Source organism: Amylibacter marinus (genome assembly GCF_030160015.1).
Classification (GTDB): domain Bacteria; phylum Pseudomonadota; class Alphaproteobacteria; order Rhodobacterales; family Rhodobacteraceae; genus Amylibacter; species Amylibacter marinus.
Genome location: NZ_BSNN01000004.1, coordinates 78,243 through 104,411, shown reverse-complemented (window position 1 = coordinate 104,411; position 26,169 = coordinate 78,243). Strand labels below are relative to the sequence as shown.

General features: G+C 52.9%; 21 protein-coding genes. 16 read left to right on the top strand and 5 right to left on the bottom strand.

From position 1 onward, the window contains the following. Positions 1-41: 41 nt before the first annotated feature. On the top strand, positions 42-752 hold the full coding sequence (locus tag QQL62_RS07680; protein ID WP_284377427.1) for an SOS response-associated peptidase: 711 nt from the start codon (positions 42-44) through the stop codon (positions 750-752). On the opposite strand, the gene QQL62_RS07675 is transcribed toward QQL62_RS07680, so the two are convergent. Further along, positions 749-1,552: a sulfotransferase family protein gene (locus QQL62_RS07675; RefSeq protein WP_284377423.1), complete on the bottom strand. Its 804-nt coding sequence runs from the start codon at positions 1,550-1,552 to the stop codon at positions 749-751. The two genes, QQL62_RS07680 and QQL62_RS07675, sit on opposite strands and share 4 nt — an antisense overlap. 165 nt (positions 1,553-1,717) lie before the next feature. Here QQL62_RS07675 and QQL62_RS07670 point away from each other — a divergent pair, with 165 nt between their 5' ends. The 6 genes from QQL62_RS07670 (at position 1,718) to gndA (ending at position 8,891) form a co-directional block, all read left to right on the top strand. Further along, positions 1,718-3,295 (top strand): DUF5928 domain-containing protein, encoded by a 1,578-nt coding sequence (locus QQL62_RS07670; protein WP_284377421.1) that lies wholly within the window; start codon positions 1,718-1,720, stop codon positions 3,293-3,295. Further along, positions 3,296-3,670: an HIT domain-containing protein gene (locus tag QQL62_RS07665; protein WP_284377419.1), complete on the top strand. Its 375-nt coding sequence runs from the start codon at positions 3,296-3,298 to the stop codon at positions 3,668-3,670. It begins immediately after the preceding gene. 56 nt (positions 3,671-3,726) lie between these two features. Further along, positions 3,727-3,900 (top strand): zinc-finger domain-containing protein, encoded by a 174-nt coding sequence (locus QQL62_RS07660; RefSeq protein WP_284377417.1) that lies wholly within the window; start codon positions 3,727-3,729, stop codon positions 3,898-3,900. A gap of 204 nt (positions 3,901-4,104) precedes the next feature. Continuing rightward, the gene (gene polA / locus QQL62_RS07655; protein ID WP_284377414.1) at positions 4,105-6,909 is read left to right on the top strand and encodes a DNA polymerase I; all 2,805 of its coding nucleotides are present in this window, start codon (positions 4,105-4,107) and stop codon (positions 6,907-6,909) included. A gap of 8 nt (positions 6,910-6,917) precedes the next feature. Further along, positions 6,918-7,418, top strand: a complete 501-nt coding sequence (locus QQL62_RS07650; RefSeq protein ID WP_284377411.1) for an asparaginase — start codon at positions 6,918-6,920, stop codon at positions 7,416-7,418. A gap of 48 nt (positions 7,419-7,466) precedes the next feature. Further along, on the top strand, positions 7,467-8,891 hold the full coding sequence (gene gndA / locus QQL62_RS07645) for an NADP-dependent phosphogluconate dehydrogenase (protein WP_284377408.1): 1,425 nt from the start codon (positions 7,467-7,469) through the stop codon (positions 8,889-8,891). 130 nt (positions 8,892-9,021) lie between these two features. Here gndA and QQL62_RS07640 read toward each other — a convergent pair whose 3' ends face one another. Beyond that, entirely contained in the window at positions 9,022-9,621 is a 600-nt protein-coding gene (locus QQL62_RS07640; RefSeq protein WP_431355751.1) for a DUF1285 domain-containing protein, read from the bottom strand. 65 nt (positions 9,622-9,686) lie between these two features. On the opposite strand from QQL62_RS07640, the gene QQL62_RS07635 reads away from it, so the two are divergent. From QQL62_RS07635 to QQL62_RS07595, 9 genes are all read left to right on the top strand, one after another. Next, positions 9,687-10,688 (top strand): AAA family ATPase, encoded by a 1,002-nt coding sequence (locus QQL62_RS07635; protein WP_284377406.1) that lies wholly within the window; start codon positions 9,687-9,689, stop codon positions 10,686-10,688. A gap of 62 nt (positions 10,689-10,750) precedes the next feature. Next, entirely contained in the window at positions 10,751-11,575 is an 825-nt protein-coding gene (locus tag QQL62_RS07630; RefSeq protein ID WP_284378693.1) for a DUF58 domain-containing protein, read from the top strand. Then, positions 11,575-14,313, top strand: coding sequence for a DUF4159 domain-containing protein (locus QQL62_RS07625; protein WP_284377403.1), 2,739 nt, complete (start codon positions 11,575-11,577; stop codon positions 14,311-14,313). Before QQL62_RS07630 ends, QQL62_RS07625 begins: the two co-directional genes overlap by 1 nt. Then, positions 14,313-16,415 carry a hypothetical protein gene (locus QQL62_RS07620; RefSeq protein WP_284377401.1) on the top strand — a complete coding sequence of 701 codons (2,103 nt, stop codon included), beginning with the start codon at positions 14,313-14,315 and terminating at the stop codon, positions 16,413-16,415. Before QQL62_RS07625 ends, QQL62_RS07620 begins: the two co-directional genes overlap by 1 nt. 77 nt (positions 16,416-16,492) lie before the next feature. Next, entirely contained in the window at positions 16,493-17,926 is a 1,434-nt protein-coding gene (locus QQL62_RS07615; protein WP_284377399.1) for an FAD-linked oxidase C-terminal domain-containing protein, read from the top strand. Next, on the top strand, positions 17,923-19,029 hold the full coding sequence (locus QQL62_RS07610; RefSeq protein WP_284377397.1) for an FAD-binding protein: 1,107 nt from the start codon (positions 17,923-17,925) through the stop codon (positions 19,027-19,029). Before QQL62_RS07615 ends, QQL62_RS07610 begins: the two co-directional genes overlap by 4 nt. Further along, the gene (glcF, locus tag QQL62_RS07605; protein ID WP_284377395.1) at positions 19,029-20,315 is read left to right on the top strand and encodes a glycolate oxidase subunit GlcF; all 1,287 of its coding nucleotides are present in this window, start codon (positions 19,029-19,031) and stop codon (positions 20,313-20,315) included. Before QQL62_RS07610 ends, glcF begins: the two co-directional genes overlap by 1 nt. An 80-nt stretch (positions 20,316-20,395) precedes the next feature. Beyond that, entirely contained in the window at positions 20,396-21,172 is a 777-nt protein-coding gene (locus tag QQL62_RS07600; protein WP_284377392.1) for a trypsin-like serine peptidase, read from the top strand. A gap of 174 nt (positions 21,173-21,346) precedes the next feature. After that, a complete protein-coding gene (locus QQL62_RS07595) occupies positions 21,347-21,835 on the top strand; it encodes an Hsp20 family protein (RefSeq protein WP_284377390.1) in 489 nt (162 codons plus the stop codon). Positions 21,836-21,977: 142 nt separating this feature from the next. Here QQL62_RS07595 and QQL62_RS07590 read toward each other — a convergent pair whose 3' ends face one another. From QQL62_RS07590 to QQL62_RS07580, 3 genes are all read right to left on the bottom strand, one after another. After that, positions 21,978-23,990, bottom strand: coding sequence for a vWA domain-containing protein (locus QQL62_RS07590; RefSeq protein WP_284377388.1), 2,013 nt, complete (start codon positions 23,988-23,990; stop codon positions 21,978-21,980). Beyond that, positions 23,987-24,529, bottom strand: a complete 543-nt coding sequence (locus QQL62_RS07585) for an RNA polymerase sigma factor (protein ID WP_284377386.1) — start codon at positions 24,527-24,529, stop codon at positions 23,987-23,989. The genes QQL62_RS07590 and QQL62_RS07585 overlap by 4 nt, the downstream gene beginning before the upstream one ends. Before the next feature lie 76 nt (positions 24,530-24,605). Beyond that, complete coding sequence (locus tag QQL62_RS07580; protein WP_284377383.1) at positions 24,606-26,084, bottom strand: NAD-dependent succinate-semialdehyde dehydrogenase; 1,479 nt, start codon at positions 26,082-26,084, stop codon at positions 24,606-24,608. Between the last annotated feature and the right edge of the window lie 85 nt (positions 26,085-26,169).

Genomic DNA, 26,169 nt, shown 5'->3' with positions numbered 1-26,169 from the left:
TGCGGCTGGACAGGGCGCTGTACCCTGCCTAGGCTGTGGCCATGTGTGGTGCGCTGATAGCTGGGGAAATGACATGGGCCGAGATGATGGCCATTATGCGGGGCTTTCTAGGGCCTGCAATAAATGTGGATGATACCGCACCGCCAGCTGACACAGGTTATAATATCCGCCCAACCCAGCAATTGCCCATGGTCGCCTTGATCAATGATGCGTTGGTTCTATCGACCGCTCGGTGGTGGATGGTGCCAAATGGATATCAAAACGACTGGTCTGATTGGAAGCCTACGACCTTTAATGCCCGCATAGAAACCGCCCACAAGAAAAAGGTATTTGCACAGTCTTGGCGGCATCATCGCTGCGCCATTCCGGTGCAGGGGTATTATGAGTGGACAGGCCAAAGTGGGGCAAAACAGCCGTGGTTCATCGCCCCGAAATCGAACGAACCACAGTTCTATTTTGCCGGGCTTTATTCAACCCGCGGCGATGGGTTGCATAGCTGTACCGTGCTAACCCGTGCGGCACTGTCCGATATCGCCCACATCCATGCGCGCACCCCGGTTATGCTATCGGGCCAAGAGTTACAGCCATGGTTGCGCCGCGAGGCGCGGCAGGCTGGCGAGATTGCCAAACTCGGAATGGGATTTGAGCACCGCATGCGGTTTCATAAGGTACGCCCAATTAAATCGGCCGACGACGGGCCCGAGCTGATCGAGCCTTATGATCCACCAGAACAATTGGGATTTGCGCTTTAGTCGCCCAACATTTTGTGCACTTTGTCTAGATCAATCTCGCCCAGCGGCTCTTTGCGGCTGGGGTCTTGCCAATCGTAATTGAACAGTGCGAAATCGCGCTTGAAAATCTCATAGACCAAATGCATAGACAGATCGTCGAAATAATCTTCGACAGGATGGGCGCGCTTGGGGCCGTGGCCCTCGCTTTCGTTAAAGCGTGGCATGGTGTCGATATCCAAAGCATGTTTAGAATCCACATGCTTCATCACATCTTTCATGCCCTCCTTGAAATTTTCTGTGCTGACTATCGCATCATAACGCCCACCATTAACAACCAGCGTGGCGGCGTGACCCGACATGGCCGACCAGTGGATATCTGGATCCATGGGGCGGCGAAATCGAATGGTATCGCGTGCAAATAGCAAAAAACGGCGGAAAGACTTGATCTGGTCAAACTCGCCCTCCACCTCGATACCATATTGCGCCACCAGTTTGGGCACTAAATTACCGCGGTAATATTTTCCATTGCGCTGAATTCCGCAAATTTTATCGAAAAAGGACGACAAAATGCGGGTGTATGGATTGCGTACACAGGTGAAGGTATAGGTGTTATGATTGCGCACAGTTTCGCTAATGGCTGCGCGGTTATGCTCTTGGCTCCATTTCATGATACCTGTTTCGGCATCGTGGATATCCCCATCAAAATATGACCCGTGATCTGAGTAATACATAATTTGACCAATGGTCGAACAGGCGCATTTTGGCACCACGCGATATGCGACGCTTTTGGAATCTGTGACCCATGTCCCCGGGAAACCCATATTAGCACTCTTCAATAAATATTCAGTTATTCGCCTATTATGCCGTCTTTCATCACAAAGGACTAGCCCATAATCAAATGCACCAATATTGCAAAAAAAATGTAAAAGTTATTTTGTTTTTTGGATTTGAGATTTAGAACAGTGATAATCAACTGAGTGATCGAAATGGCGAATGTCGCATATATTATCCTGTGTCATCAAAATGCTGACAATGTCTGTAATTGGCTAGATGCCTATCTAGAGCAGGGGTGTTTTGCAGCGGTGCATTTTGACCGCAACGGCAGTGATTCCGAGTTCGCCAAGCTTCAGCGTCGTTTTGGAGAGAATCCCAATGTTATTTTGGTACCGCGCATAAAATGTGGCTGGGGCGAATGGTCTTTGGTACAGGCCAGCCTGAACGCCCTGAAAATGGCCGAGAAAGCCTTCCCAAAGGCGTCGCATTTTTATCTATTGTCTGGGGATTGCGCTCCGATCAAACCTGCAAATTATATCTCGGATTTCTTGGATCAGGACAGTAAAGATTACGTCGAGCACCATGATTTCGTAAACTCTGGCTGGATCAAAACCGGGATCGTTTTGGATCGGCTTCAGTACCGTCATTTTTTTAACGAGCGTAAATCAAAGCGGCTGTTTTATACATCACTAAGGCTACAGCGCCTGTTTGGGCTGGCGCGGCGCTTGCCGGCTGATTTGGATATGAAAATTGGGTCTCAATGGTGGTGCCTACGGCGCAAAACTGTAGAGAGTGTTCTAGATTACACCAAGAAAAACCCATCCGTTGTGCGGTTTTTCAAAACAACTTGGATTCCTGATGAATGCTTTTTTCAGACGCTGGTTGCAAACCTGATTCCCCAACAACAGCTGGTGAATAGCCCACCCACCTATCTGAAATTCTCGGATTACGGATTGCCGGTGACCTTTCATCAGGATCATTTTGATTATTTGGTTGGCCAAGATCGCCTGTTTGCGCGAAAGATCACCAATACCACTGATCGTCTTCGCGAAATGCTAACGGATTATTATCGAGATCCGAACGCCGACGTTTCGCTGAACAGCAACGGGGATACCGTTTATAATTTCTTGGTGCAGAGCGGACGCAACGGAAATCGCTTTGCGCGCCGATTCTGGGAAAACGGACAAACCGTGGGCCGCGAGAAGAAACTGTCGATCATTTTGTGCAAGGATTGGCACCATGGCCAACGGGTCTTGCAGCAAATCCTAGATCACACAAATGCCAAGGGGTTTCAGTATCTGTTTAATGACGGTGGCCTGCAATTGCCTGATCTGGGCGGCATTGAGCAAAGCGTTGAAAAACGTTCTCGCCATCGCCGCGCCGTGATGCGCCTGTTGTTTGAAGATAGCACCGTTGATCATCTGTTTATCTGCATTGATCCCTCTTCAAAATTCATTGTGGATGATTTCTATTCGGATGAATGCACAGTGCGCACATTGCATGTTTCGATCCCGTTCTCGGATGAATTCTGCAAAGGACACGCCCAGCGCACGGGGGTCTTGGCCGATCCTGATGCGCCAGATGCTGGGATGATCTGCCAGGCGGTAAAAATGACATTGACCAAAGATGTGGCCGATATCCATGCGGCCCACTATTCTCATTTCTACGAGATCAGCCACAACAAGCCCTACGAGGAAAACCAACAAATGCTGGCAGGTTTTCTAGAACGAAACACAGGAGTTTCAGATAAGATCCTGCAATCTCTCGAGTATTCAAAACAGGAGGCGTAAATGGCCTATACCTACGACGATCAGAATATATTTGCGAAAATATTGCGCGGGGAAATCCCCAATACCACGGTATTGGAAACGGATCACAGCCTAGCATTTCGTGATGTTACACCGCAAAAACCCGAACATATTCTGGTGATCCCTAAGGGGGCATATGTTTGCTATGATCATTTTATTGCCACCGCCAGTGATGCCGAAATTCTGGATTACACGCGCACGATTGCACAGGTTTGCCAAAACATAGGCGTTACGCCAGATACGGGGGCGGGGTATCGTCTTTGCTCCAATAGCGGTGAACATGGGCTGCAGGAAGTGCCGCATTTGCATTTTCATATTTTGGCGGGCGCTTCAGCGGGGCGCATGGTTGCATCTTAGTCATTGCGAGGACTGATGTGCCGCGCTAAAAATACCTATGAACGCTAGGGGAAATCATGACTAAACAGCCAAAACAAGTGGTAAACGTTACCAAAAATCGCATCGCCTGTGATGGCGGTATTGGCGGACACCCACGGGTTTGGCTGCAAATTGCGGCGGGTGAAACCAGCGTTGAATGCCCTTATTGTGATTGCAAATTCATCCTCGAAGACAGCGCCACCGCACAATAACCAATTGTTGCCCCGTACCTGAATAGACCAGTGCCTCGATCAGGCCATCGGTTCGGATTGGCGCATCGTGTTCTAAATTGGCTGTAAGTTTTAGATGGGCTGTGTTTTGGGCAAAAAGAGGTGTTGCACAAAATATGGTGCAGACGATGGCGTAAAAGGTCTTTATGGTCGGCCTAAATATCCAGAATTTACAAAGGTGAGAATATGTCCGAGAATTCGATTGGCAGGGGCCACCACATTCACTTGATCGATGGCTCTGGATTTATTTTTCGTGCCTATCACGCTCTACCGCCGCTAACGCGTAAATCTGATGGTCTACCCGTAGGGGCGGTCAGCGGGTTTTGCAATATGCTGTACAAGATGGTCGAGGATCAAAAAGGATCCGACGCGCCAACGCATTTGGTTGTGGTTTTTGATGCCAAGGGTAAGACCTTCCGCTCGGATATCTACCCAGAATATAAGGCCAATCGCCCACCAGCGCCCGAGGATCTGGTGCCACAGTTCCCGTTGACACGTGATGCAACCCGCGCCTTTGGTCTGGCCCAGATCGAAAAGACGGGGTTTGAGGCCGATGACATCATCGCAACCCTTGCGGTACAGGCCCGCGATGCCGGCGCGCGCGTAACAATCGTGTCCTCGGATAAGGACTTGATGCAATTGGTTGGTGATGGTGTCGAAATGTATGACGCCATGAAAAACAAACGCATCGGCCGCGAGCAGGTCGAGGAAAAATTCGGCGTTGGCCCAGAGCGGGTGATCGATGTGCAATCCCTTGCGGGGGACAGTGTCGATAACGTGCCCGGCGCACCGGGTATCGGGATTAAAACGGCGGCTCTTTTGATCAACGACTACGGAGATCTAGACAGCTTGCTTAGCCGAGCCGAGGAGATAAAACAGCCCAAGCGCCGCCAAACGCTGATTGAAAAGGCCGATCAAATCCGCATCAGCCGTGATCTGGTAACCCTAAAACAGGATACACCGCTAGAGTTTGATTTCTCAGATTACGAGGTAAAGGCCCCAGATGCGGATACTGTGCTGAAATTCCTGACTGAAATGGAATTTCGCACTATGTCAGCGCGGATTGCCAGTAAGCTGGGCGTCGATGCACCTGCAATACCTGATGCGCCCTCTGCTGTTGTCGCAGCGGGCGCGATGCCAGATGTGCCCTTTGATCCAGATAAATATGAATGTGTACGCGATCTGGGTGCGTTGAAATCTTGGGTCGATAAAATCTACGCCCGCGGCTATGTGGCATTTGATACCGAAACCACTGGTCTGAATGAAATGGTTGTGGATTTGGTCGGTATCTGCCTGTCAGTTGAGCCAGGCGAGGCCTGTTATATTCCACTAACACACAAAGATGGCGAGGGCGATTTATTCGGTGGTGATAATCTGGCCGAGGGGCAGATCCCGCTAGAACAGGCCTTGGAAATATTACGCCCTGTTTTACAAGATCCATCCATCATGAAAATCGGCCAGAACATCAAATATGATACCAAGATTATGGCACGTTATGATGTGGCAATCGCGCCCGTGGATGACACAATGCTATTGTCTTATGCCCAACATGGCGGATTGCACAATCATGGCATGGATGCATTGGCCGAACGATATTTGGATCACAAGCCGATCAGCATCAAAACCCTGCTGGGCACTGGTAAATCTGCTATTACCTTTGATCGTGTGCCCATTGTCGATGCGGTGAAATATGCCGCTGAGGATGCGGATATCACCCTGCGCCTGTGGCAAAAATTCAAGCCACAGCTGCACGCGGCCGGCGTTACCCAAGTATATGAAACGTTAGAGCGTCCGTTGATCCCAGTTTTGGCTAACATGGAAATGAATGGCATCAAGGTGGATCGCGATCACCTGTCGCGCATGTCGAATAATTTCGCCCAAAAAATGGCAGGGTTGGAAACAGAAATCCACGAGTTGGCCGGTCAAGAGTTTAATGTCGGATCCCCTAAACAGCTAGGTGAAATCTTGTTTGACAAGCTGGAATTGCCCGGTGGGAAAAAGGGTAAAACCGGCGCCTATTCCACGGGTGTGGACATTCTGGAGGATCTGGCCGCCGAGGGCAATGATTTGCCCGCTCGTGTGCTGGATTGGCGCCAAATGTCCAAACTTAAAAGCACCTACACCGATGCGTTGCAAACACATATCAATCCAGACACAGGGCGGGTGCACACCTCTTATGTGATATCTGGGGCATCCACTGGCCGTCTGGCCTCTACGGATCCAAATCTTCAAAATATCCCTGTGCGCTCTGATGCGGGGCGCCAAATCCGCGAGGCCTTTGTGGCCGATGCGGGGAATGTTTTATTATCACTGGATTACAGCCAAATTGAGCTACGCATTCTAGCACATATCGCTGAAATTGACGCCCTAAAGCAGGCCTTTTATGAGGGCCAAGATATCCACGCCCTTACCGCCAGCCAAATGTTTGACGTGCCAATCGAGGGGATGGATCCGATGATCCGCCGCCAAGCCAAGGCGATTAACTTTGGGGTGATTTATGGCATCAGCGGCTTTGGCCTTGCGCGGAATCTGCGCATTCCACGAAAAGAGGCACAGAGCTTTATCGACACCTATTTCGAGCGGTTCCCCGGTATCCGTACCTATATGGATAAAACAGTGGAATTTGCCAAACAGCACAAATACGTAGAAACCCTGTTTGGGCGTAAAATCCACACGGCGAATATCGATGCCAAAGGCCCGCAGGCGGGCTTCTCCAAACGGGCCGCCATTAATGCCCCAATTCAGGGCACTGCGGCCGATGTTATACGGCGCGCAATGGTGCGCATGCCTGCGGCAATTGCGCATTTGCCCGCGAAAATGTTATTGCAAGTCCATGATGAATTGATATTCGAGGTGCCCAAAGAAGCCGTAGCAGAAACCACCGAGGTGGTGCGTGGGGTCATGGAAAATGCCTGTGAACCTGTGGTGAAACTGGATGTGCCCTTGGTGGTTGATGCGGGTACTGGGGCCAATTGGGCCGAGGCACATTAGGGATAGACATGAAAATAGCAGTTGTGATGACCGGTGGCACCATTGGCAAAAGATACAACCCAAAAACAGGAATGGTAGAGTGTCAGGGAAACCAATTGGATAAATTGCTGGATGGGATTTACCAAGAACATTTGACCCTGACTGGCATAGATGTTTTTGCTAAAGATTCTTTGACCTTTGATGACCGGGATCGCGCAAAAATCGCCGAGGCAGTAGAACAGGCGCAGGCCGGTCACGATGGTGTTCTGGTGCTCCACGGTACCGATACGCTTCAGCACACATCGGACGCTGTTGCCCAGATGATACCCAATCCCACCTGTCCGATTGTGTTTACTGGCGCCATGGTGCCTTTGGCCTGTGCAGGGAGCGATGGGGTGCAAAATATTGCCCAATCTTTGGTCAGCTTTGGCATGCTGGGCGCCGGTGTTCATTGTGTTTTCCACAACCGCACCTTCCCTGCGGGGCATTTTCGAAAATGCAAAGAGACCATGACATTCATCCCCAAGTAACCCTGTAACCAGCATGGCGATAGCGCCGCGCAAACCCAAGGACAGCACATGACACATTTAGGATTGATCGGCGTTGGCGTAATGGGGGCATCTTTTGCCCAGAATTTAGCCGAAAATGGGCATGCAGTTTCACTGTTAGATCGAGATATATCCAAGGCTCAGGCGGTGGCCGATGCTGGGGCTGATCTAGCGGGTGATTTGATTGTTTGTGAAGATGCGCAGGCCTTGATCAACAGCCTGCCTCAGCCGCGTTCGATTCTGGTATTGGTCCCCGCAGGTGGGCCTTTGGATACGGTGATTGATATGTTGATACCCTTGCTTAGCCAGGGGGATTTAATCGCGGATTTGGGTAATTCAAATTATCTAAAAACCCAAGAGCGCGTCGCACGGGTAGAGGCCGCGGGCCTGCAATTTTTGGGCATGGGAATTTCTGGTGGCGCAAAGGGCGCGCGCATAGGCCCATCAATCATGGCTGGCGGGTCAAAAGACAGCTGGGCGCGCGTGCAGGGCCCCTTGCGCGATGCATCTGCTAAATTTGAGGGTGAGGCCTGTTGTAATTGGTTCGGCCCCGGCGGCTCTGGCCATTTTATCAAGATGATCCACAACGGCATCGAATACGCCGATATGCAACAGATCGCAGAAACCTATGGCATCATGCGCGATGGGCTGGGCATGGATGCCACAGAAATTGCTGCGGTGTTTAAATCTTGGATGAAGGGCCCCTTGAATTCCTATTTGATTGAAATTGCCGCCGAGGTGGCGGCGGCCATTGATCCCAAAACCAGTCAGCCGATTTTGGATTTGATCTTGGATAAGGCCGGCCAAAAGGGTACGGGCCGCTGGTCGGTGATCGAGGCCCTGCACCTTGGCGCACCCGCCAGCCTGATGATGGCAGCGGTAGAGGCGCGCAATATTTCTGCCAACAAAGAGGGGCGCACAGAAATGCAGGCGGCCTTTGGTGCATCGCCCGTGGCAATGGGTGCGGCCCTAGGGTCGCGCCAAGAGGCGATTGATATTTTGGAAAATGCCATGATCGCCGCTAAGGTTTGCGCCTATGTCCAAGGGTTCGAGGTGCTAAAGCGCGCCTCTGATGCATTTAGCTGGGATTTGGATTTGGCCGCGATTGCGCGGGTCTGGCGGGCAGGGTGCATCATTCGTTCGGTTTTCTTGGATGAAATCTCGGGTGTATTTGATGCGGGTGGCCATTCCAATCTGGCATTGGCCCCCATTTTCCGTGATCGCCTAATGGCTACGACCCCAGATTTGCAAAGGCTGGTTGGGGCAGGGGTTATGCATGGTCAACAGGTGCCGGCCCTGTTTGCCGCCCTTGGGTACCATAATATGCGCCGCACCGGAAATTCGACGGCCAATATGATTCAAGGTCTGCGGGATTACTTTGGCGCCCATACCTTCGAGCGCATTGATGATCTGGGGCAGGCGGTAAACGGGCCATGGCATAACACCTCTAAATAACAAAGGCCCGCAGGGGAGGACTGCGGACCTTTGAATAAGGAGCTATTGCTTACATTTCTGACACTAGGATATCTGCTGGGTCGACACAGTGCATTTTGTCACTGCTACGCCAATTTGATCGCGGGAATGCCTAGGCGATATCGCCACTCTTGCAAATCGGGAAAAACTGCCCCGCCGACCATAGGCCAAACCAGTCTTCGCCGTCTTGGTGATGGTGTACCCCAAGATCAACCAATCGATAAAAGCTCTTGCGATCAATCAGGGCCTCTAGATTGCTGCGGATCAATACATAGGGCGATGGGGTGTCTGTACCTGGATCAAGACTGACGCGAATAGGGTTCTGATCCCCAGCGGTGCAGTGATCACCGACATGGGTCTCAAAGCTGATGGTCTGCTCCTGACCCTGCCCCTTGACGGTAAAATCAGTCGCCACAAAGGGTGCATCATCTACTGTGATGCCTATTTTCTCCACAGGTGTTACCAGAAAATATTTATCGCCATCTTTACGCAAAATAGATGAGAATAAACGAACCAGCGGTTTGCGGCCAATGGGGCTGCCTAGGTAATACCACGTGCCGTCCCGTGCGATGCGCATATCCAGATCGCCACAAAAGGGGGGATTCCACAGGTGAACGGGGGGTGCACCTTTTGATTTGCTCTTCTTAAGTGCGCTCTCAATACCCTGCATATCGGGCAGTGCGGGTTTTTTAACCGATGGCGGATTTGTCATTTGTCTTCTCTGCTCAAAATGCGTTTAATGGTGGCATTAGTTTAGGTTCCTTAAGAGGATTTGTCATGAGCAGAAAATTAGCACTAGAAATAGATGCATTGGGCGAAAAATTGACCAAGGCAAAAGCCATGATCGCAACCCGTGTTATCGGGCAGGACCGCGTGGTAGAGCTGACAATGATTTCTCTGTTAAGTGGCGGACATGGATTGCTGGTTGGTGCACCCGGTTTGGCGAAAACGCGGCTGGTGGAAACCTTGGGCGTGGTGATGGGGCTGGAAACTGGGCGGGTTCAGTTCACGCCTGATTTGATGCCTGCGGATATCCTCGGCTCCGAAGTTCTAGAAACAGCCAAGGACGGATCGCGCGATTTCAGATTTGTGAAAGGCCCTGTTTTCAACCAATTGCTGATGGCCGACGAAATAAACCGCGCCAGCCCCCGCACCCAATCTGCGCTGTTACAGGCGATGCAAGAGCACCGCGTGACCATTGCTGGTGCTGATCATGATCTCCCTGCGCCCTTCCATGTGTTGGCAACCCAGAACCCCATTGAGCAAGAGGGGACCTATCCCCTGCCAGAGGCCCAATTAGATCGTTTTTTGTTGCAGATCAATGTAGGCATGCCTGACCGAGATACCGAAAAAGAGATTTTGGCGGCCACAACGGGGCTGGATGATGTGGTGGCCCGCGAGGTGCTGAACAGCGAGGAGCTGATGGATGCACAGGATGTCGTGCGTAAAATGCCGGTAGGCGATGCGGTGGTCGAGGCGATTTTGGATTTGGTGCGCGCTGCGCGCCCAGATGATCCCTCTGCGCCAGAGAACATCCGCGAGATGGTCAGTTGGGGCCCCGGACCGCGCGCTGCTCAGGCATTGATGTTGGCCTGCCGTGCCCGTGCCTTGGTACAAGGGAATCTAGCCCCATCTTTGGATGATGTTGTGGCCTTGGCCGAGCCTGTCTTGGTGCACCGAATGGCGCTGGGCTTTGGCGCGCGCGCACAGGGTATTGATCTTACCGAGATTATCCGTGATCTGGCACAATCGATTGTTGGAACCGAGGCAGCCGCTTGAGCGAAACCGCCCAAATAACGCCGCGCGCCCTTAGAAACCGCTCGGAGCAGGCCGCATCCGCGATGCCTGCCTTGATTGCACGCGCACGGCATCTGGCGGCCACTCTGAACCTTGGGGTGCATGGGCGTAGGCGCTCTGGCCAGGGCGAGGAGTTTTGGCAATACCGCCCCGCAGGCAATACAGACAGCTTACGGGATATAGATTGGCGCCGCTCGGCGCGTGGGGATGCGTATTTCGTACGTCAAACCGAATGGCACAGCGCACAAGCGGTGCATTTCTGGATCGACAGTGGTGCCTCTATGCGTTTCTCGGATGGAAACCCTGCCACATCAAAACTCCAACGCGCGCAGGTTTTGGCCTTGGCTGTTGCGATGTTGTTGTCAAAGGCTGGCGAGCGTTTTGCGGTGCTAGAGGATGCGGGGCCACCAAAAACCGGAGAGACGCAGATCGCCCATATGGCGATGTCGCTAAGCTCTGCTCAGGCGCTAGATGAATACCAATTGCCCCCGCCAAAGCCCCTAAAGCAGGGCAGTCGCGCGGTTTTTCTCTCAGACTTTTTAGGGGACTGGGATGAAACGATTACTGCGGTATCCAAAATTGCCGATCAGGATGTTCAAGGGGTTCTGTGCCAAGTACTGGATCCCTACGAGGTGGCCTTTCCCTATCAGGGCCGTACTATTTTCGAGAGCGTAAAGGGGGGCCTGTCTTTTGAATCGCGCCGGGCAGATGCCCTTCGTCTGGAATACCTAGATCGATTGGAACAGCGCACAGATGCGCTGAAGAACTTGGCGCGCGCAACAGGGTGGCGCTATTCTCAACATCAAACTGACAGCTCTGCGCAATCTGGTTTGTTGTGGTTATATTCAGCGCTAGAGTGGGCCGCATAATGTTTGGGATCGCGAATATTGGTTTCTTGAATCCGCTTCTTCTTTGGGCGCTGGCGGTTTTGCCGGTTTTATATTGGCTGTTGCGGGCCACACCCCCTGCGCCGATTGTGCGTAAATTCCCTGCTGTTGTTTTATTGCTTGGGCTGTTGGACAAAGAGAATACACCGGATCGCACGCCATGGTGGTTGTTGCTAATACGCCTCGTTGCCGTTGCGGCAGTAATTCTGGCCTTTGCGGGCCCTGTTCTGAACCCACAGGCACGTAGTCAGGGTGATGGGCCGATGGTAATCGCCATGGATGCCACATGGGCCAGCGCCCAAGATTGGCAGGCGCGCCTGAACATGGCCGAAGATTTGGTTCGCCAAGCCCAGCAAGATGACCGCCCCGTGGCATTGATAAAGCTAACGGATACCCCTACCGAAAAATTGCTATTTCAAAGCGGTGCCGATCTGACGCAAAGCCTGCATAACCTTCTACCAAACGCATGGGCGCCTGATTACCAATCTTGGGCAACAGCGCTGAGGGAGGTGGATATTCAACAGCTTTTTTGGATTTCAGATGGATTGGCCCATGCCGATCGAGCGCTGTTTCAAGAGGGGTTGGATACAGAAATTACGGTGATACAGGGCAATCAGCCAGTTTTGGGGCTGGGGCCGCTGGCCTTTGTGGACGGCACGATGGAGGCGGTAGTTTACCGCCCCTTTGAGGCCGATCCTTTTCAGGCTTCGATCGATTTACTTGGCCCTGATCCCACGGGTATAACGCGGGTGTTGGCCAGTCAGGATGTTGAGATTTTAGAGGCGCAAACGGATGTAAATTTCGAACTGCCGACCGAGTTGCGCAATCGAGTATCCCATGCGCGCCTACGCGGGGTTCGCTCTGCGGGGGCGGTTGTCCTGACCGATGAAACATTGCGCAGCCGCAAGGTGGCCCTGCTGGCGGGACAGCAAAGCCAAGAGGCTGGTGATCTACTGGCCAGCCTGCACTACGTGCGCAAGGCGCTGGAAAACAGCGCAACATTGATTGAAACAGATCTGCGCAACGCATTGTTGGCTACGCCAGATATTTTGATTTTTGCAGATATAGGCCGCTTGTCCGAGGCCGAAACGGAGGCGGTTTCTAGCTGGGTGAAAGAAGGCGGGCTGTTGGTGCGCTTTGCTGGGCCGCGCTTGATTTCCAGCGGCTTAGGCCAGCGAAAAAACGACCCGTTATTGCCTGTGCGTCTGCGCGCCGGTGGGCGTGATGTGGGGGGAGCGATGTCTTGGGGGGCGCCCAAGCAGCTGCGTGAATTCGCCGATGGCACCCCGTTTTATGGGCTAGAAATCCCCGAAGAAGTTTTGGTAAAGGCGCAGGTTATCGCCCAGCCAGACCCCGATCTATCAGACAAGGTTCTGGCCAGCCTTCAGGATGGAACCCCCTTGATCACTGCCTCGGATTTGGGCGATGGGCGGGTGATCCTGTTCCACGTTACGGCCAATGCTGAATGGTCTAGCCTGCCGCTGTCTGGTCTTTTCGTAAAGATGCTAGAGCGCCTATCGGTGGTTACCCGCCGCAGTAACAACACCAGCGAGCAACTGCAGGGGGTGGTCTGGAAACCTCTGCGCGTGTTGGATGGATTTGGCGAAATAACTGATGCCGATAATATCGCCGGGGTCGAGGGCGCATTGCTGGCCAGCGCCCCCCTTAGCGCCACACAGCCCCCCGGTATTTACGGTGTGAAGGATCGCCGCGTGGCGCTGAATGTCATAGACGCAGATACCCCGCCCCAAGCCATGAGCTGGAAGAGCGGTACGCGGATTTCCCCGCTAGAGCGTTCAAACGAGCGAGAGCTGAAATCGATTATCCTGATCGCGGCGCTTCTGTTACTGGTGGCGGATATATTGGGAACGATGCTGGCCTCTGGTCGTGGATTGGCCAAGGCCGCGGTCGTGCTGATGCTGGGTGCGGGTATGATTGATCCCGCTCAGGCGCAGGATGACGACGCCGCATCTATTCTGGCGGCAAACAATACCGTGCTGGCCTATGTGATTACCGGGGATGCCCGTGTGGATGAAACATCAATGGCGGGTCTGCGCGGCCTATCGGCAGAGCTGACACGGCGCACCGCCATTGAGCCGATCCCCCCTGTTGGTGTCGATTTGGATCAGGACGATTTATCGCTGTTCCCCTTCTTGTATTGGCCGATGTCCGAGGGCCACGCATTATTATCTGATGACGCGGTGTCCAAGGTTAACCAATTTTTGCGATCTGGCGGGATGATCCTGTTTGATACCCGCGATGCGCAGATCGCCTCGCTGAGCGGGGGCGGCACCAAGTTGGGCCGTCGTCTTCAGCAGATAGCCCAACGGCTTGATATTCCCCCGCTAGAGGTGATTGCCGATGATCATGTGCTTACCCGCAGCTTCTATCTGATGCAGAGTTTCCCTGGCCGCTATGCCAATGCGCCCCTGTGGGTAGAGGCCACATCAGATGCACAACAGAAAACCGAGGGCATGCCGTTTCGCAACCTGAACGATGGGGTGACGCCTGTGCTGATCGGGGGCAACGATTGGGCCGCCGCATGGGCTATAGATGAGCGCGGGCGATATATGTTCCCTGTGGGGCGCGGGGCGAATGGCGACCTTCAGCGCGAATATGCCCAGCGATTTGGGGTGAACCTGCTGATGTATGCGATGACTGGAAATTACAAGAGCGATCAGGTTCATATTCCTGCGTTGCTGAATCGATTGGGGCAGTAATGGGATTTTCGTTTTCATTTGAACCTTTGATTCCATGGCCCTGGGTTTGGGCCCTGGCGGCCCTATTTGCGCTGGTGGTCTGTATCGGGGCCCTAAGAGGCGTAAAGGGTTGGCCGCTACGGATACTATCTGCGGCGTTCATTCTGTTGGCCCTGCTTACCCCGATGACAAACCAAGAGGATCGAGACCCGCTAAGCAACATCATTTTTGTAGTAGCGGATAAAACTGCCAGTCAGTCTGTTTCGGATCGTCCGGCACAGATCGAGGCCGCACTGGCGCGCCTTGCCCAAGAGATCGGCACCCTCGATGGGTTTGAAATCCGAGAGGTTGTGGTTGAGAATGATCTCAGTGCTCGTGATGATGGCTCGTTTGTTTTAGGGGCGCTTAGCAAGGCGGCTGCCGAGGTGGCGCAGGCGCGAATTGGGGGCGCGATAATCATAACCGATGGGCGCATTCATGATGCGGATGTTTTGGGTGAATTTCCCGCGCCTGTTCATGTGCTGCGCACGGGGCGCGCGGCAGATTGGGATAAACGATTGGTGCTGATCAACGCGCCCAGCTTTGCCATTGTGGACGAAGAAATCAAACTTCGATTGCGCATTGACGAGCAGGGTGCTGTGCCCAGTACACAGCGCGGCGAGGCGGTTCTGTCCATTGACATCGATGGCGAGAATTATGGCACATTCCCGCTACCCACCAACCGAGAGCTGGAATTGCCGATCAAGCTGGCGCATGGCGGGGTAAATGTGATCCAATTCAACGTACATCCCGAAGAGGGCGAGGTGACCCACCGCAACAATTCCGCGGTACTCTCCATCAATGGCGTGCGAGATCGTTTACGGGTGCTATTGGTATCGGGTGAACCCCATAGCGGAGAACGCACATGGCGCAATCTATTGAAATCCGACAGCGCCGTGGATTTGGTGCATTTCACCATTCTACGCCCACCCGAAAAACTAGATGGCGTGCCGGTTAGCGAGCTGTCGTTGATTGCCTTCCCAGTGCGACAATTGTTTCTGGAAAAAATCGAAGAGTTCGATTTGATTATTTTTGATCGCTATAAGCGGCGGGGCATGTTGTCGGCACAATATCTGCGCAACGTGGTGCAGTATGTGAAAAACGGTGGTGCAGTTTTGGTAGCATCTGGCGAGAGCTTCGCCGGAGCAGAAAGTTTGTTCCGTACCGATTTGGCCGAGATTATCCCCGCACGCCCAACGGCACGGGTGATTGAACGGGGCTTCCATCCGATGATCAGTTCATTGGGGCAACGCCACCCCGTAACCCAAGATTTAGAACGCTTTGCTCCGCCAAAAATTACAGATGATGATACCCCCAGCTGGGGCCGCTGGTTTCGCCTGATCGAGGCAGAGCCGCTACGCGGAGATGTGGTGATGACAGGTGCTGAGGGCAAGCCGTTATTACTGCTTGATCGTATCGAAGAAGGACGGGTCGCACTTTTGTTGTCTGATCACGCATGGCTGTGGTCGCGCGGATTCGAGGGCGGCGGCCCGCAACTAGAGCTGTTACGCCGATTGGCACATTGGGCAATGAAGGAACCAGACCTAGAAGAAGAGCGCCTGTCAGCCCGCAGTGACGGCAATCAGATAACAATTACCCGCAGGTCTGTTTTGGACAGCCCGCGTGACCTTCAGGTTCAAAACCCGGATGGCTCGTTGCGCGCCTTAGAGATGCAAGAACATAGCCCAGGGCAATGGATTGCGCAATTCGAGGGTACGGAAAATGGTCTCTATCGGTTGTATGATGGGGATCAAGAGGCGGTAATTGCCCTTGGGCCAACCTTGCCGCGGGAATTTGAACAAACGCTGGCGGATGGTGTCATGCTAAAACCATTGCGTCGGGTAACTGGTGGCGGGGAGATTGGCCTAGAAGAGGTTCCATCCCCCGATTTGCGCATCGTGCGCGCGGGGCGTGTTGCTGCGGGTGAACAGTGGTTGGGGCTGGTGGATCGCCAATCTTATGTAACCTTGGCCGTGCGTCAGGCACCGGTTTTCCCTGCATGGTTCTATTTAATCATGGCCGCAGGATTTGCGATTTTAGGCTGGTGGATCGAGGGACGACGCAGGAATTTGAGCACATCATAGGGAATTGGCAATAAAGAACTTGATTTATCAATTGGTAAAGTTATTTTACCAATTGATAAATCGCACCGGAGTCCCCAATGGAAATGCCAATTCCCGATCAGGCCGTTTTGGATAACAAAACCAAAATCGTCGCCCTGTTGAAAGAGGTGCTGCCCCCGCATGCGGTGATCCACCATATTAGCGAAACCCGAGCCTATGAATGTGATGCACTAACCGCCTATCGCTGCCCTCCCATGATTGCGGTGCTGCCCGAAACCACCCAGCAGGTTTCGGATGTTCTGAAAATTTGCCACGCGCATAATGTGCCTGTGGTTCCGCGCGGATCTGGCACATCGCTGGCGGGGGGGGCGTTGCCCACCGCGGATTCAGTGGTTCTGGGGGTGGCGAAACTGAACGATGTCTTGGAGACCGACTATAAAAATCGATTTGTGCGTGTACAGTCTGGGCGTACCAATCTGTCTGTTACTGGTGCGGTCCAGGAACAGGGCTTTTTCTATGCGCCAGACCCAAGCAGCCAATTGGCCTGTGCGATTGCAGGTAATATCGGCATGAACTCTGGTGGGGCGCATTGCTTGAAATACGGGGTCACCACTAACAATCTTCTGGGGGTAACCATTGTGATGATGGACGGCGAGGTCGTTGAAATTGGTGGGCCTTATATGGATGCCAATGGGTTGGATCTTCTGGGGGTGATCTGTGGATCCGAGGGTCAGTTGGGCGTGGTGACCGAGGCAACTCTTCGAATTCTACACAAACCTGTTTCCGCGCGCCCTGTTTTGGTTGCCTTTGACGAAAACGAGGTGGCTGGGGCCTGTGTTGCCGAAATCATCAGGGCAGGGGTTCTGCCCGTTGCCATTGAATTTATGGATCGGCTTTGTATCGAAACCAGCGAAAATTTCTCTGATGCGGGCTATCCTGATGCGAATGCATTGCTGATTATCGAGGTTGAGGGCGCAGAGGTAGAAATAGAAGAGCAGCTGGAAAAAATCATCAACATCGCCCAGAGGCATAATCCAATTGAAATTCGACAGAGCAAATCCGAAGAAGAAAGCGCGAAAATCTGGCTAGGGCGTAAATCTGCCTTTGGCGCGATTGGTCAGATCAGTGACTACATGTGCCTTGATGGCACAATTCCGGTATCCAAGCTACCTTATGTCCTGCGCCGCACCGCAGAACTATCCGAGGAATACGGCCTGCGGGTGGGGAATGTATTCCATGCTGGTGATGGCAATATGCATCCGCTGATTTTGTTTGACGCAAACAAAAAGGGCGATCTGGAACGCTGTGAGGCCATGGGGGCCGAAATCTTGCGTCTCTGTGTCGAGGTGGGTGGATGTCTGACGGGCGAACATGGCGTCGGAGTCGAGAAGCGCAACCTGATGTTTGATCAATATAGCCAAGAAGATATCGAGGCCCAGCTTTGGGTCAAGGATGTGTTTGATCCCAAATGGCTGTTAAATGCGGCCAAGGTTTTCCCGCTTGCCGCCACACAAACAAGGCGCGCGCGATGACCCCTGCAACTGTTCGCGAGCTTTCTGATACGATCGCTTCGGCCAATGGGCCGTTGCGGATTTTGGGTGGCGGCACGCGCCAAGCTCTTGGCGAATGTTGCTTGGGGGCACCTCTTGGTACTGCAAATCTGTCTGGAATAACCCTCTATGAACCTGAGGCCCTAACGCTGGTGGCACAAGCAGGCACGCCGATGGCTGAATTGCAGGCTGTTCTGCGTTCTGAAAACCAGCAATTTGCCTTTGAGCCAATGGATCATCGTCAGATATTGGGATCCGGTGGGAACCCAACCTTGGGCGGGGTGGTTGCCTGTAATGTATCGGGGCCACGGCGGCTGTCTGCGGGGGCCTGCCGAGACAGCCTGCTGGGTGTATCGCTGGTGGATGGGCGTGGCAATATCATCAAGAACGGCGGCAGGGTGATGAAAAACGTAACCGGCTATGACTTGGTAAAGCTGATGGCGGGCAGCTATGGCACTCTGGGTGTATTAACAGAGCTGTCGTTTCGCGTGTTGCCGATTCCAGAAGCCAGCGCAACCCTGTGCCTGCATCAGCTCTCTGTGGGTCAGGCCTCGGCTGTGATGGCCCGCGCAATTGGGTCGGCCAATGAAATTTCTGGTGCCACCTATTTCGATCATACTGTGCATTTGCGAATCGAGGGCCTCGAGGCATCGGTGGCCCATCGCCTCGGCGTCTTGAAGGATTTATTCCACGAGCACGAGATCAGTGTCGAGACTGCGCCTGATGCACATGCTGAAATCTGGCGGGGAATCCGCGATGTTACACCCCTGTGTGAAAAGCGGGGCAATATTTGGCGCCTGCACATAAAGCCCAGCGATGCCCCAGAGGTGATGAACCGGCTATCGGCCGCAGAGATAAGATACGATTCTATGTTAGATTGGGGGGGTGGTCTGATTTGGTTGTGCCTCTCGCGCGATTTTGACCTGCGTAAATCACTAGAAGGGATTGCAGGTCATGCGAGTTTGATACGTGGATCAGGCTTTGCCGCAGTACCGCCAACCAGCAACGCGGTAGCGCGCCTATCGGCTGGCCTGCGCGGAAAATTTGACCCTAGGGGCATACTAAATGCAGGGATTTTAGGCTGATGCAAACAAATTTTACCGAAGAACAGTTGAAAGATAGTGGTCTTCAACGCTCCAATCAAATTCTTAGATCCTGTGTGCATTGTGGGTTTTGCACTGCCACATGTCCTACCTATCAGGTGTTGGGCGATGAATTGGATAGCCCACGTGGCCGAATTTATCTGATCAAAGATATGTTGGAAAACGAGCGGGTGCCAGATTCAAAGACGGTGGAGCATATTGATCGATGCCTATCCTGCCTGGCTTGCATGACTACCTGCCCTTCTGGCGTGCATTATATGCATCTGATTGATCATGCGCGGGACTACATTGAGCAAAGCTATAAGCGCCCCTTGATGGATCGTATCATCCGCAATGCTCTGGCCCATACACTGCCTTACGATAGGCGGTTTCGGCTGGCCATGCGCGGGGCCCAGATGGCCAGACCCCTTGCGCGGATACTGCCTACAAAGATCAAAAATATGATCGAGTTCGCGCCGCGAAAACTGCCCCCGCCCAGCCTGAATGATCAGGCGCAGGTTTTCCCTGCGCAGGGTAAAACCCTACGCCGCGTGGCCTTGATGACGGGCTGCGCGCAAAAGGCGCTAAATACGGACATCAACGATGCAACACTTCGTTTATTACGCCGCTTTGGGTGTGAAGTGGTGGTTGCCAAAGGTGCGGGGTGCTGTGGAGCACTGACCCATCACATGGGAAAAACTAGCCAGAGTCACGATTTTACAGCGCGAAATGTAAAGGCATGGATGGCTGAGTACCGCGGCAAGGGGCTGGATGCGATTGTAATAAACACCAGCGGTTGTGGCACCACCGTAAAGGATTATGCCCATATGATGCGCGAAACAGATCTTGCCGCAGATGCTGCTCAGGTATCCAAACTGGCCATGGATATATCCGAGGTCTTGGCAACGCTAGACCTGTCGCCCAGCATAGAACCAGATCTACGGGTGGCCTATCACAGTGCCTGTTCATTGCAACACGGGCAGAAAATTACCGCCACCCCCAAAAACCTATTAAGGGACGCGGGGTTTACGGTGCTAGAACCCAAGGATGCGCATTTATGCTGCGGATCTGCAGGTACCTATAATCTGTTGCAACCTGAAATTTCAGCCCAGCTAAAAGAGAGAAAAATCAAGACCATATCTGAGACTGATGCGGATGTGATTGCCGCAGGAAACATCGGTTGCATGATGCAAATCGGGTCTGGCACCACCGTGCCGGTGGTTCATACGGTGGAATTGTTGGATTGGGCAACGGGCGGGCCCAAGCCGCCCAAATTGTGCACCGATTGATTTAGGCGCTATCTTGCGAAAAACGTGCAGAAATAGCGGTGTTTGCTTGTCATCGAATCATAAATGGCGCAGAAATAAACATGCGTGTTTTTTCGATCATTTCTGCACTGGTGTTAATGGGTTCGGCGGGGTTTGCCGATCCTAACCTGCGCGCCTTGCACAGTGCCGATCAGGCGAAGCAATGGGCAGCTGTTGGGCGGTTGAATATCGGCAATACTGGCTTTTGCTCGGGGGCGCTGATAGCACCGGATAGGGTGCTTACGGCCGCGCATTGCGTGGTGGATTCGGCCACGGGCCAGCAATACAAACCAGACACGATAGAATTTTTGGCCGGTTGGCGTGATGGGCGGGCCTCTTCCTATGGTCGCGCTCGGCGCGTGGTGGTGCATGCGGATTATCGTATTCAGGAAACCATTGATGATCGTAGCGTTTCTGCGGATTTGGCAATCATCGAATTACAGCGCCCAATGACAGTAAATGGCCTAAAACCCTTTGGGTATGAACGCCAGCCAAAGGTGGGGCAAACCTTAACCGTGGTTTCCTATGCTAAAAACCGTGCCGAGGCGCCCTCGATCGAAGAGAGCTGTAAGGTGCTGAACCGAAAGCCGCGCGTGATTATTTCCAGCTGTTCAGTGGATTTCGGGGCCTCTGGCTCGCCGATATTCGTGATCGAAGGGGGGATCGCGAAAATCGCATCTGTTGTATCAGCCAAGGCCGAGATGCAGGGGCGCCATGTTTCATTGGGCGTGTCTCTTGAGGATCCTCTGGATGAATTGATTGCACAACTGGAGAAATCGCGCGGGATTTTCCGCAGCCGCAAACCAGGGCAGAGCTTGGCAGATCAGCTGGGGCGCTAGGCGTTTCAGAATTGCTGGTAACTTCTTTGTGAAAATATTGCGTGCAAACAGTCTTGCAAAAAAACTAATCCTACACATATGATAACTACCGGATGCCCAATAGGGGTCCGCAACACGATGGTCTGTCCATGATGGAAGGCCGCAAATAAACGTATCGCTTTTGAAGGATATGATATGCGTACTTATGATTTTACACCCTTATTCCGTTCAACCGTTGGCTTTGATCGCCTTGTAAATCTGGTTGATACTGCCCTGTCTGCCGAGACTGGCGCAAATACCTACCCCCCATATAACATCGAAAAATCCAGCGATGATGCCTACCGCATTTCGGTGGCCGTTGCAGGGTTCAGCGAAGACGAGCTGACGATCGAGATGCGCGATGCGCAACTGGTTATCGCAGCAAAGAAGGCCCAGAGCGAAGACGACAAGGTAACATACCTGCACCGTGGTATCGCCGCGCGCGCCTTTGAGAAACGCTTTCAACTGGCGGATCATGTTCGTGCAACGGGTGCGAATGTTGAAAATGGCCTTTTGCACATAGAATTGGTGCGCGAAGTTCCCGAGGCCCTAAAACCGCGGCGCATTGAGATCGCCAACCCAACAAAAACCATCGAGGCGAAGAAAACCGCCAAGGTCGCCAAGGATGCCCCGATCGAGGTGTAATCCCCTTGGGTCAGCGCCTCCCCTGCGCGGCCCCTGCGCCCGTGTCTATCTCTCCCCCGTTGGCACGGGCATCTGTTCGCCTAGCGAACCAAGGCGCCACCTACTTGTTCCCCAAGAGTGGCGCCTTTTGCATGACCGAAACCTATTTCAACGCATCCGCAAGACGCATCAGCTGAATAGCCTCGGCACGATACCCAAATGGATCAGCCCCCTTACCAGATAACGCAAGGGCAATATTTTTTTGCCAATCCCAATCGCCAAGATACTTATCTTGGGTCAGCAACTGGCCCATTCCCGCAATCGATGCACCAAACAGGGCCTCGCTGGTGGGGGCGCTTGTGTTCATTTGAATAGGTGTGGTGATCAATTTGCTGACCTTCGACCCAGGATCTTTATAACGCAGTTTGAAAAATCCCAACTCGTCGCTGTCGGATACGCCTTGTGTTTTGGCCGCATAGCGTAGGGGATCATTCTTCACAGCAGGCGAGCCGACAGGGGTGATTTCATAGATGGCTGTAACCGTGTGTCCCGCGCCAATTTCGCCTGCATCTACCTTATCGTTGTTAAAATCTTCGCGGTTTAACGCGCGGGTTTCATAGCCAATCAGACGGTACTCGGCGACTTTTTCGGGGTTAAACTCCACCTGAATTTTCACATCATTCGCAATGGGGAATAATGCGCCCCCTGCTTGCTCTACCAACACCTTTTGGGCCTCGGCTAGGGTGTCGATATAGGCGGCGGTGCCGTTGCCGTTTTGGGCGAGGCTCTGCATCATGTCATCGCGATAATTGCCGTTTCCAAAGCCCAGAACCGACAAATAAATGCCTGTGTCGCGCTTTTGTTCTACAAATGTTTTCAGGGCGTCTGGGTTAGAAATACCCACATTGAAATCCCCATCCGTTGCTAAAATAACACGCCCAATGGCCCCGTCTGCGGCCATAGATTCTGCCAGGGAATAGGCCTGCTGTAACCCTGCCTGCCCTGCGGTTGACCCACCAGATGATAACCGCTCTAGGCTGGCCAAAATTTTTGCCTTTTCACTAGCAGGGGTTGGATCCAATACCGTGCCAGCACTGCCCGCATAGGTCACAATCGCGACGCTGTCCTCCGGGCGCAATGTACCCAATAACAGGCGGAAGGATTTCTTTAACAGCGGTAACTTATCCGGTGCATTCATCGAACCAGAGGTATCAATCAAGAAGACCAGATTTAGCGGCGGGCGCGCGTCAACCGCGGGTTTTGCCCCTTGAAGGCCGATGTGCAGCAGCTGTGTGTTGGGATTCCATGGGGTCTCGAAAACCGATAGCTCAGTCGAGAAAGGTGCCTCGGCTAAATCCGGAGCAGCATAGTCATAGGGGAAATAATTGATCATCTCCTCAATACGTACCGCCGAGGCCGGTGGTAAATCCCCATTGCTAAGGGCTGTGCGAACAAAGGCATAGCTGGCGGTATCGACATCAATTGAAAATGTCGAAACCGGGTCTGCCTGCGTAACCTTCAATGGGTTTGGCGTGGCCTCTGGAAATGTGTCGCGGTTTTTGACTTCGGGTAAGGGGGCTATACTCTCGGCCAACTGGGATGGCTTCTTTATTTTGCGGGCGCTCTGGGCCGGTTGACCGTTTGTATCATTTAGCGCTTGTAAGGTTGGCGCTTGCCCGAAACTTTCGCTTTGTGTGCGGGACTTATCCATCAGGGGCTGCTCTTTTGGCGTTTCGCGTTTACCCAGTACGACGGGGGCAGTGGGCTGTGGCGTGACCGTGACTTCTGACCTTTCTGCGCGGGGCATGGGCTTTTGCCGGGGGGCGGCGGTGTCGAACTCGGCCGCTTTATCGACTGTTATGCGATCGATTGCATCGGTGTAATTTCGCAAGCTCATGTCCTGAGTGATCAGAAACCCAAGCCCGCCAACCACCAAAAAAGATGTGGCATAAAGGGCTGTACGCGTTTTCGGTGAATTCATCATGTTCCAAACTCCTGTCCAAATGCCAGACGCACTTTGCGTTGGCTTATGAGTAGGACGCGCCGAATTCTGAATTCCTTGGTGTGCGGCGAAATTTTTTTTCGCCAAGGCAATGGCCGCGGCTTTTTTGTCCGCATCTGGTTGCGGATCGATTGCATCTAGGGCGGCTTTAAGGTTGTCGAGTTCGTCGCTCATGATAGGCGCTCCTCTGATATGGCCAATTCGCGCAGGCGCTTTTTTGCATCACTGATGCGCCAAGAAATGGTGCCCTCGGATACGCCTAGGATTTCGGCGGCCTGAGCATGGGTCATTTCTTCGCTTAGGATTAAGACCAAGGTCTGTTGCTGCTCGGTCGGCAGTGTGGTCATCGCTTGGCTCAGCCATGCCAGCTGTTCCGCTGTTTGCTGGTCTGTGGCGCGATTTAGATCCTGGATATCGCCCCAGACCTCGTTGTTCTTTGTTTGGCGATGCTGTTTTCGCAACATGTCTTTGGCCGCATTCATGGCCACGCGGTATAGCCACGTAGAGAATTTGGCCTCTGCGCGAAAGGACATGATTTTTCCCGCCAACGAGGCACAGACATCTTGGGCCAAATCCTCGGCCCCCGATTTGTTACCAAACATCCGGTATCCCAGTCGAAAAACCATATCATAGTGGCGCGACACCAATTCGCCAAAGGCCTCTGCATCGCCGGATTGGGCACGCTCTGCCAAAATTTCGTCACTGGTTTCCATCAACATAATGGTATTAGACGTGGCTGTGGCGTCAATCCTTGGAAATAAAAATAAAAACGCCCCGTAGGGCGCTTTTCTATTTTACGGATGTACAGATGTATTTCAGTTCTAGGAAATCTTCGATCCCGTGATGCGATCCCTCGCGGCCCAGGCCCGATTGTTTGACCCCGCCAAATGGTGCCACCTCGGTAGAGATGAGACCGGTGTTCACACCGACAATTCCATATTCCAGACCTTCTTGCATCCGGATCACGCGGTTCAGATCATTGGAATAGAAATATGATGCAAGACCAAAAATCGTATCATTAGCCGCGGCAAGAACCTCTTCTTCGGTTTCAAACTTAAACAGAGGCGCAAGCGGGCCAAATGTTTCCTCTGTGGCGACCAACATATCAGATTTCACATCTGTTAAAACCGTGGGCTCGAAAAACGACCCTCCCAAGGCATGGCGATTGCCGCCTGCGGTTACCTTGGCCCCCTTGGCGAGCGCATCGGTGATATGTTCTTCAACTTTGTCCAAGCTGTTCATATCAATCAATGGGCCGTTCAAGGTACCCTGTTCCAATCCATCACCGACGGCCATTTCGGATACGCGTTTAGACAACTTTTGTGCAAATGCGTCGTAGATGCCAGATTGTACATAGATTCGGTTAGAACAAACACAGGTCTGACCATTGTTACGGTATTTGGATGCGATTGCACCCTCAACAGCATCGTCAAGATCAGCGTCGTCAAAGACGATGAACGGGGCATTCCCGCCCAGCTCTAGCGACAATTTCATGATCTGATCCGAGCACTGCTTCATTAAAATTCTGCCAACCTCGGTTGATCCCGTGAAGGTTAGCTTGCGTACCGCAGGGTTAGAGCAGAACTCGGCGCCAATTTTGCGTGCCTTGGATGATGGGATGATCGTTAATAGACCCTTGGGTAGCCCTGCGCGCTCGGCGATAATGGCGATCGCCAATGCCGACAGCGGTGTTTGATTTGCTGGGCGACCGACAAATGAACACCCCGCCGCCAGCGCGGGGGCAAGCTTGCGGGCGATCATCGCTGATGGGAAATTCCATGGTGTGATTGATGTAACCACTCCAACAGGTTGTTTTATAACGGTAATTCGCTTGTCACGCATGTGGCCAGGGATGGTTTCACCATAGATACGCTTAGCCTCTTCACCAAACCATTCAAAGAAGCTGGCAGAGTATTTAATTTCGCTGATGGCCTCTTGTAGAGGTTTGCCCATTTCGGCTGTCAGAATCGCACCTAAATCCTCGGCGTTCTCGATCATCAATTCTGAGATCCGGCGCAAAACGGCGGCACGTTCTTTGCCTGTCCATTTTACCCATTCTTTCTGGGCGATTTCGGCCTGTTCAATGGCAAATTTCGCAGCCCCGACATTCATATCAGGCAGGCTGACAATCACGTCTCCGCGCGCTGGATTGGTAACATCAAATGTCCCCGCATCCGAGGCATCTTTCCATTCGCCGGCGATGAAAGCTTGGCGCGCCAAGAGAGTTGGGTCTTTGAGTAACGACTCAAGGTTCGTTGTCTTTTGCATGAGTGCACCTACCTAAGCTAAAGGGATCTAGGCCTCTTGCCTGACACAAACAGTGAGCAGGTGCAACAAATACCGTTAACAAATG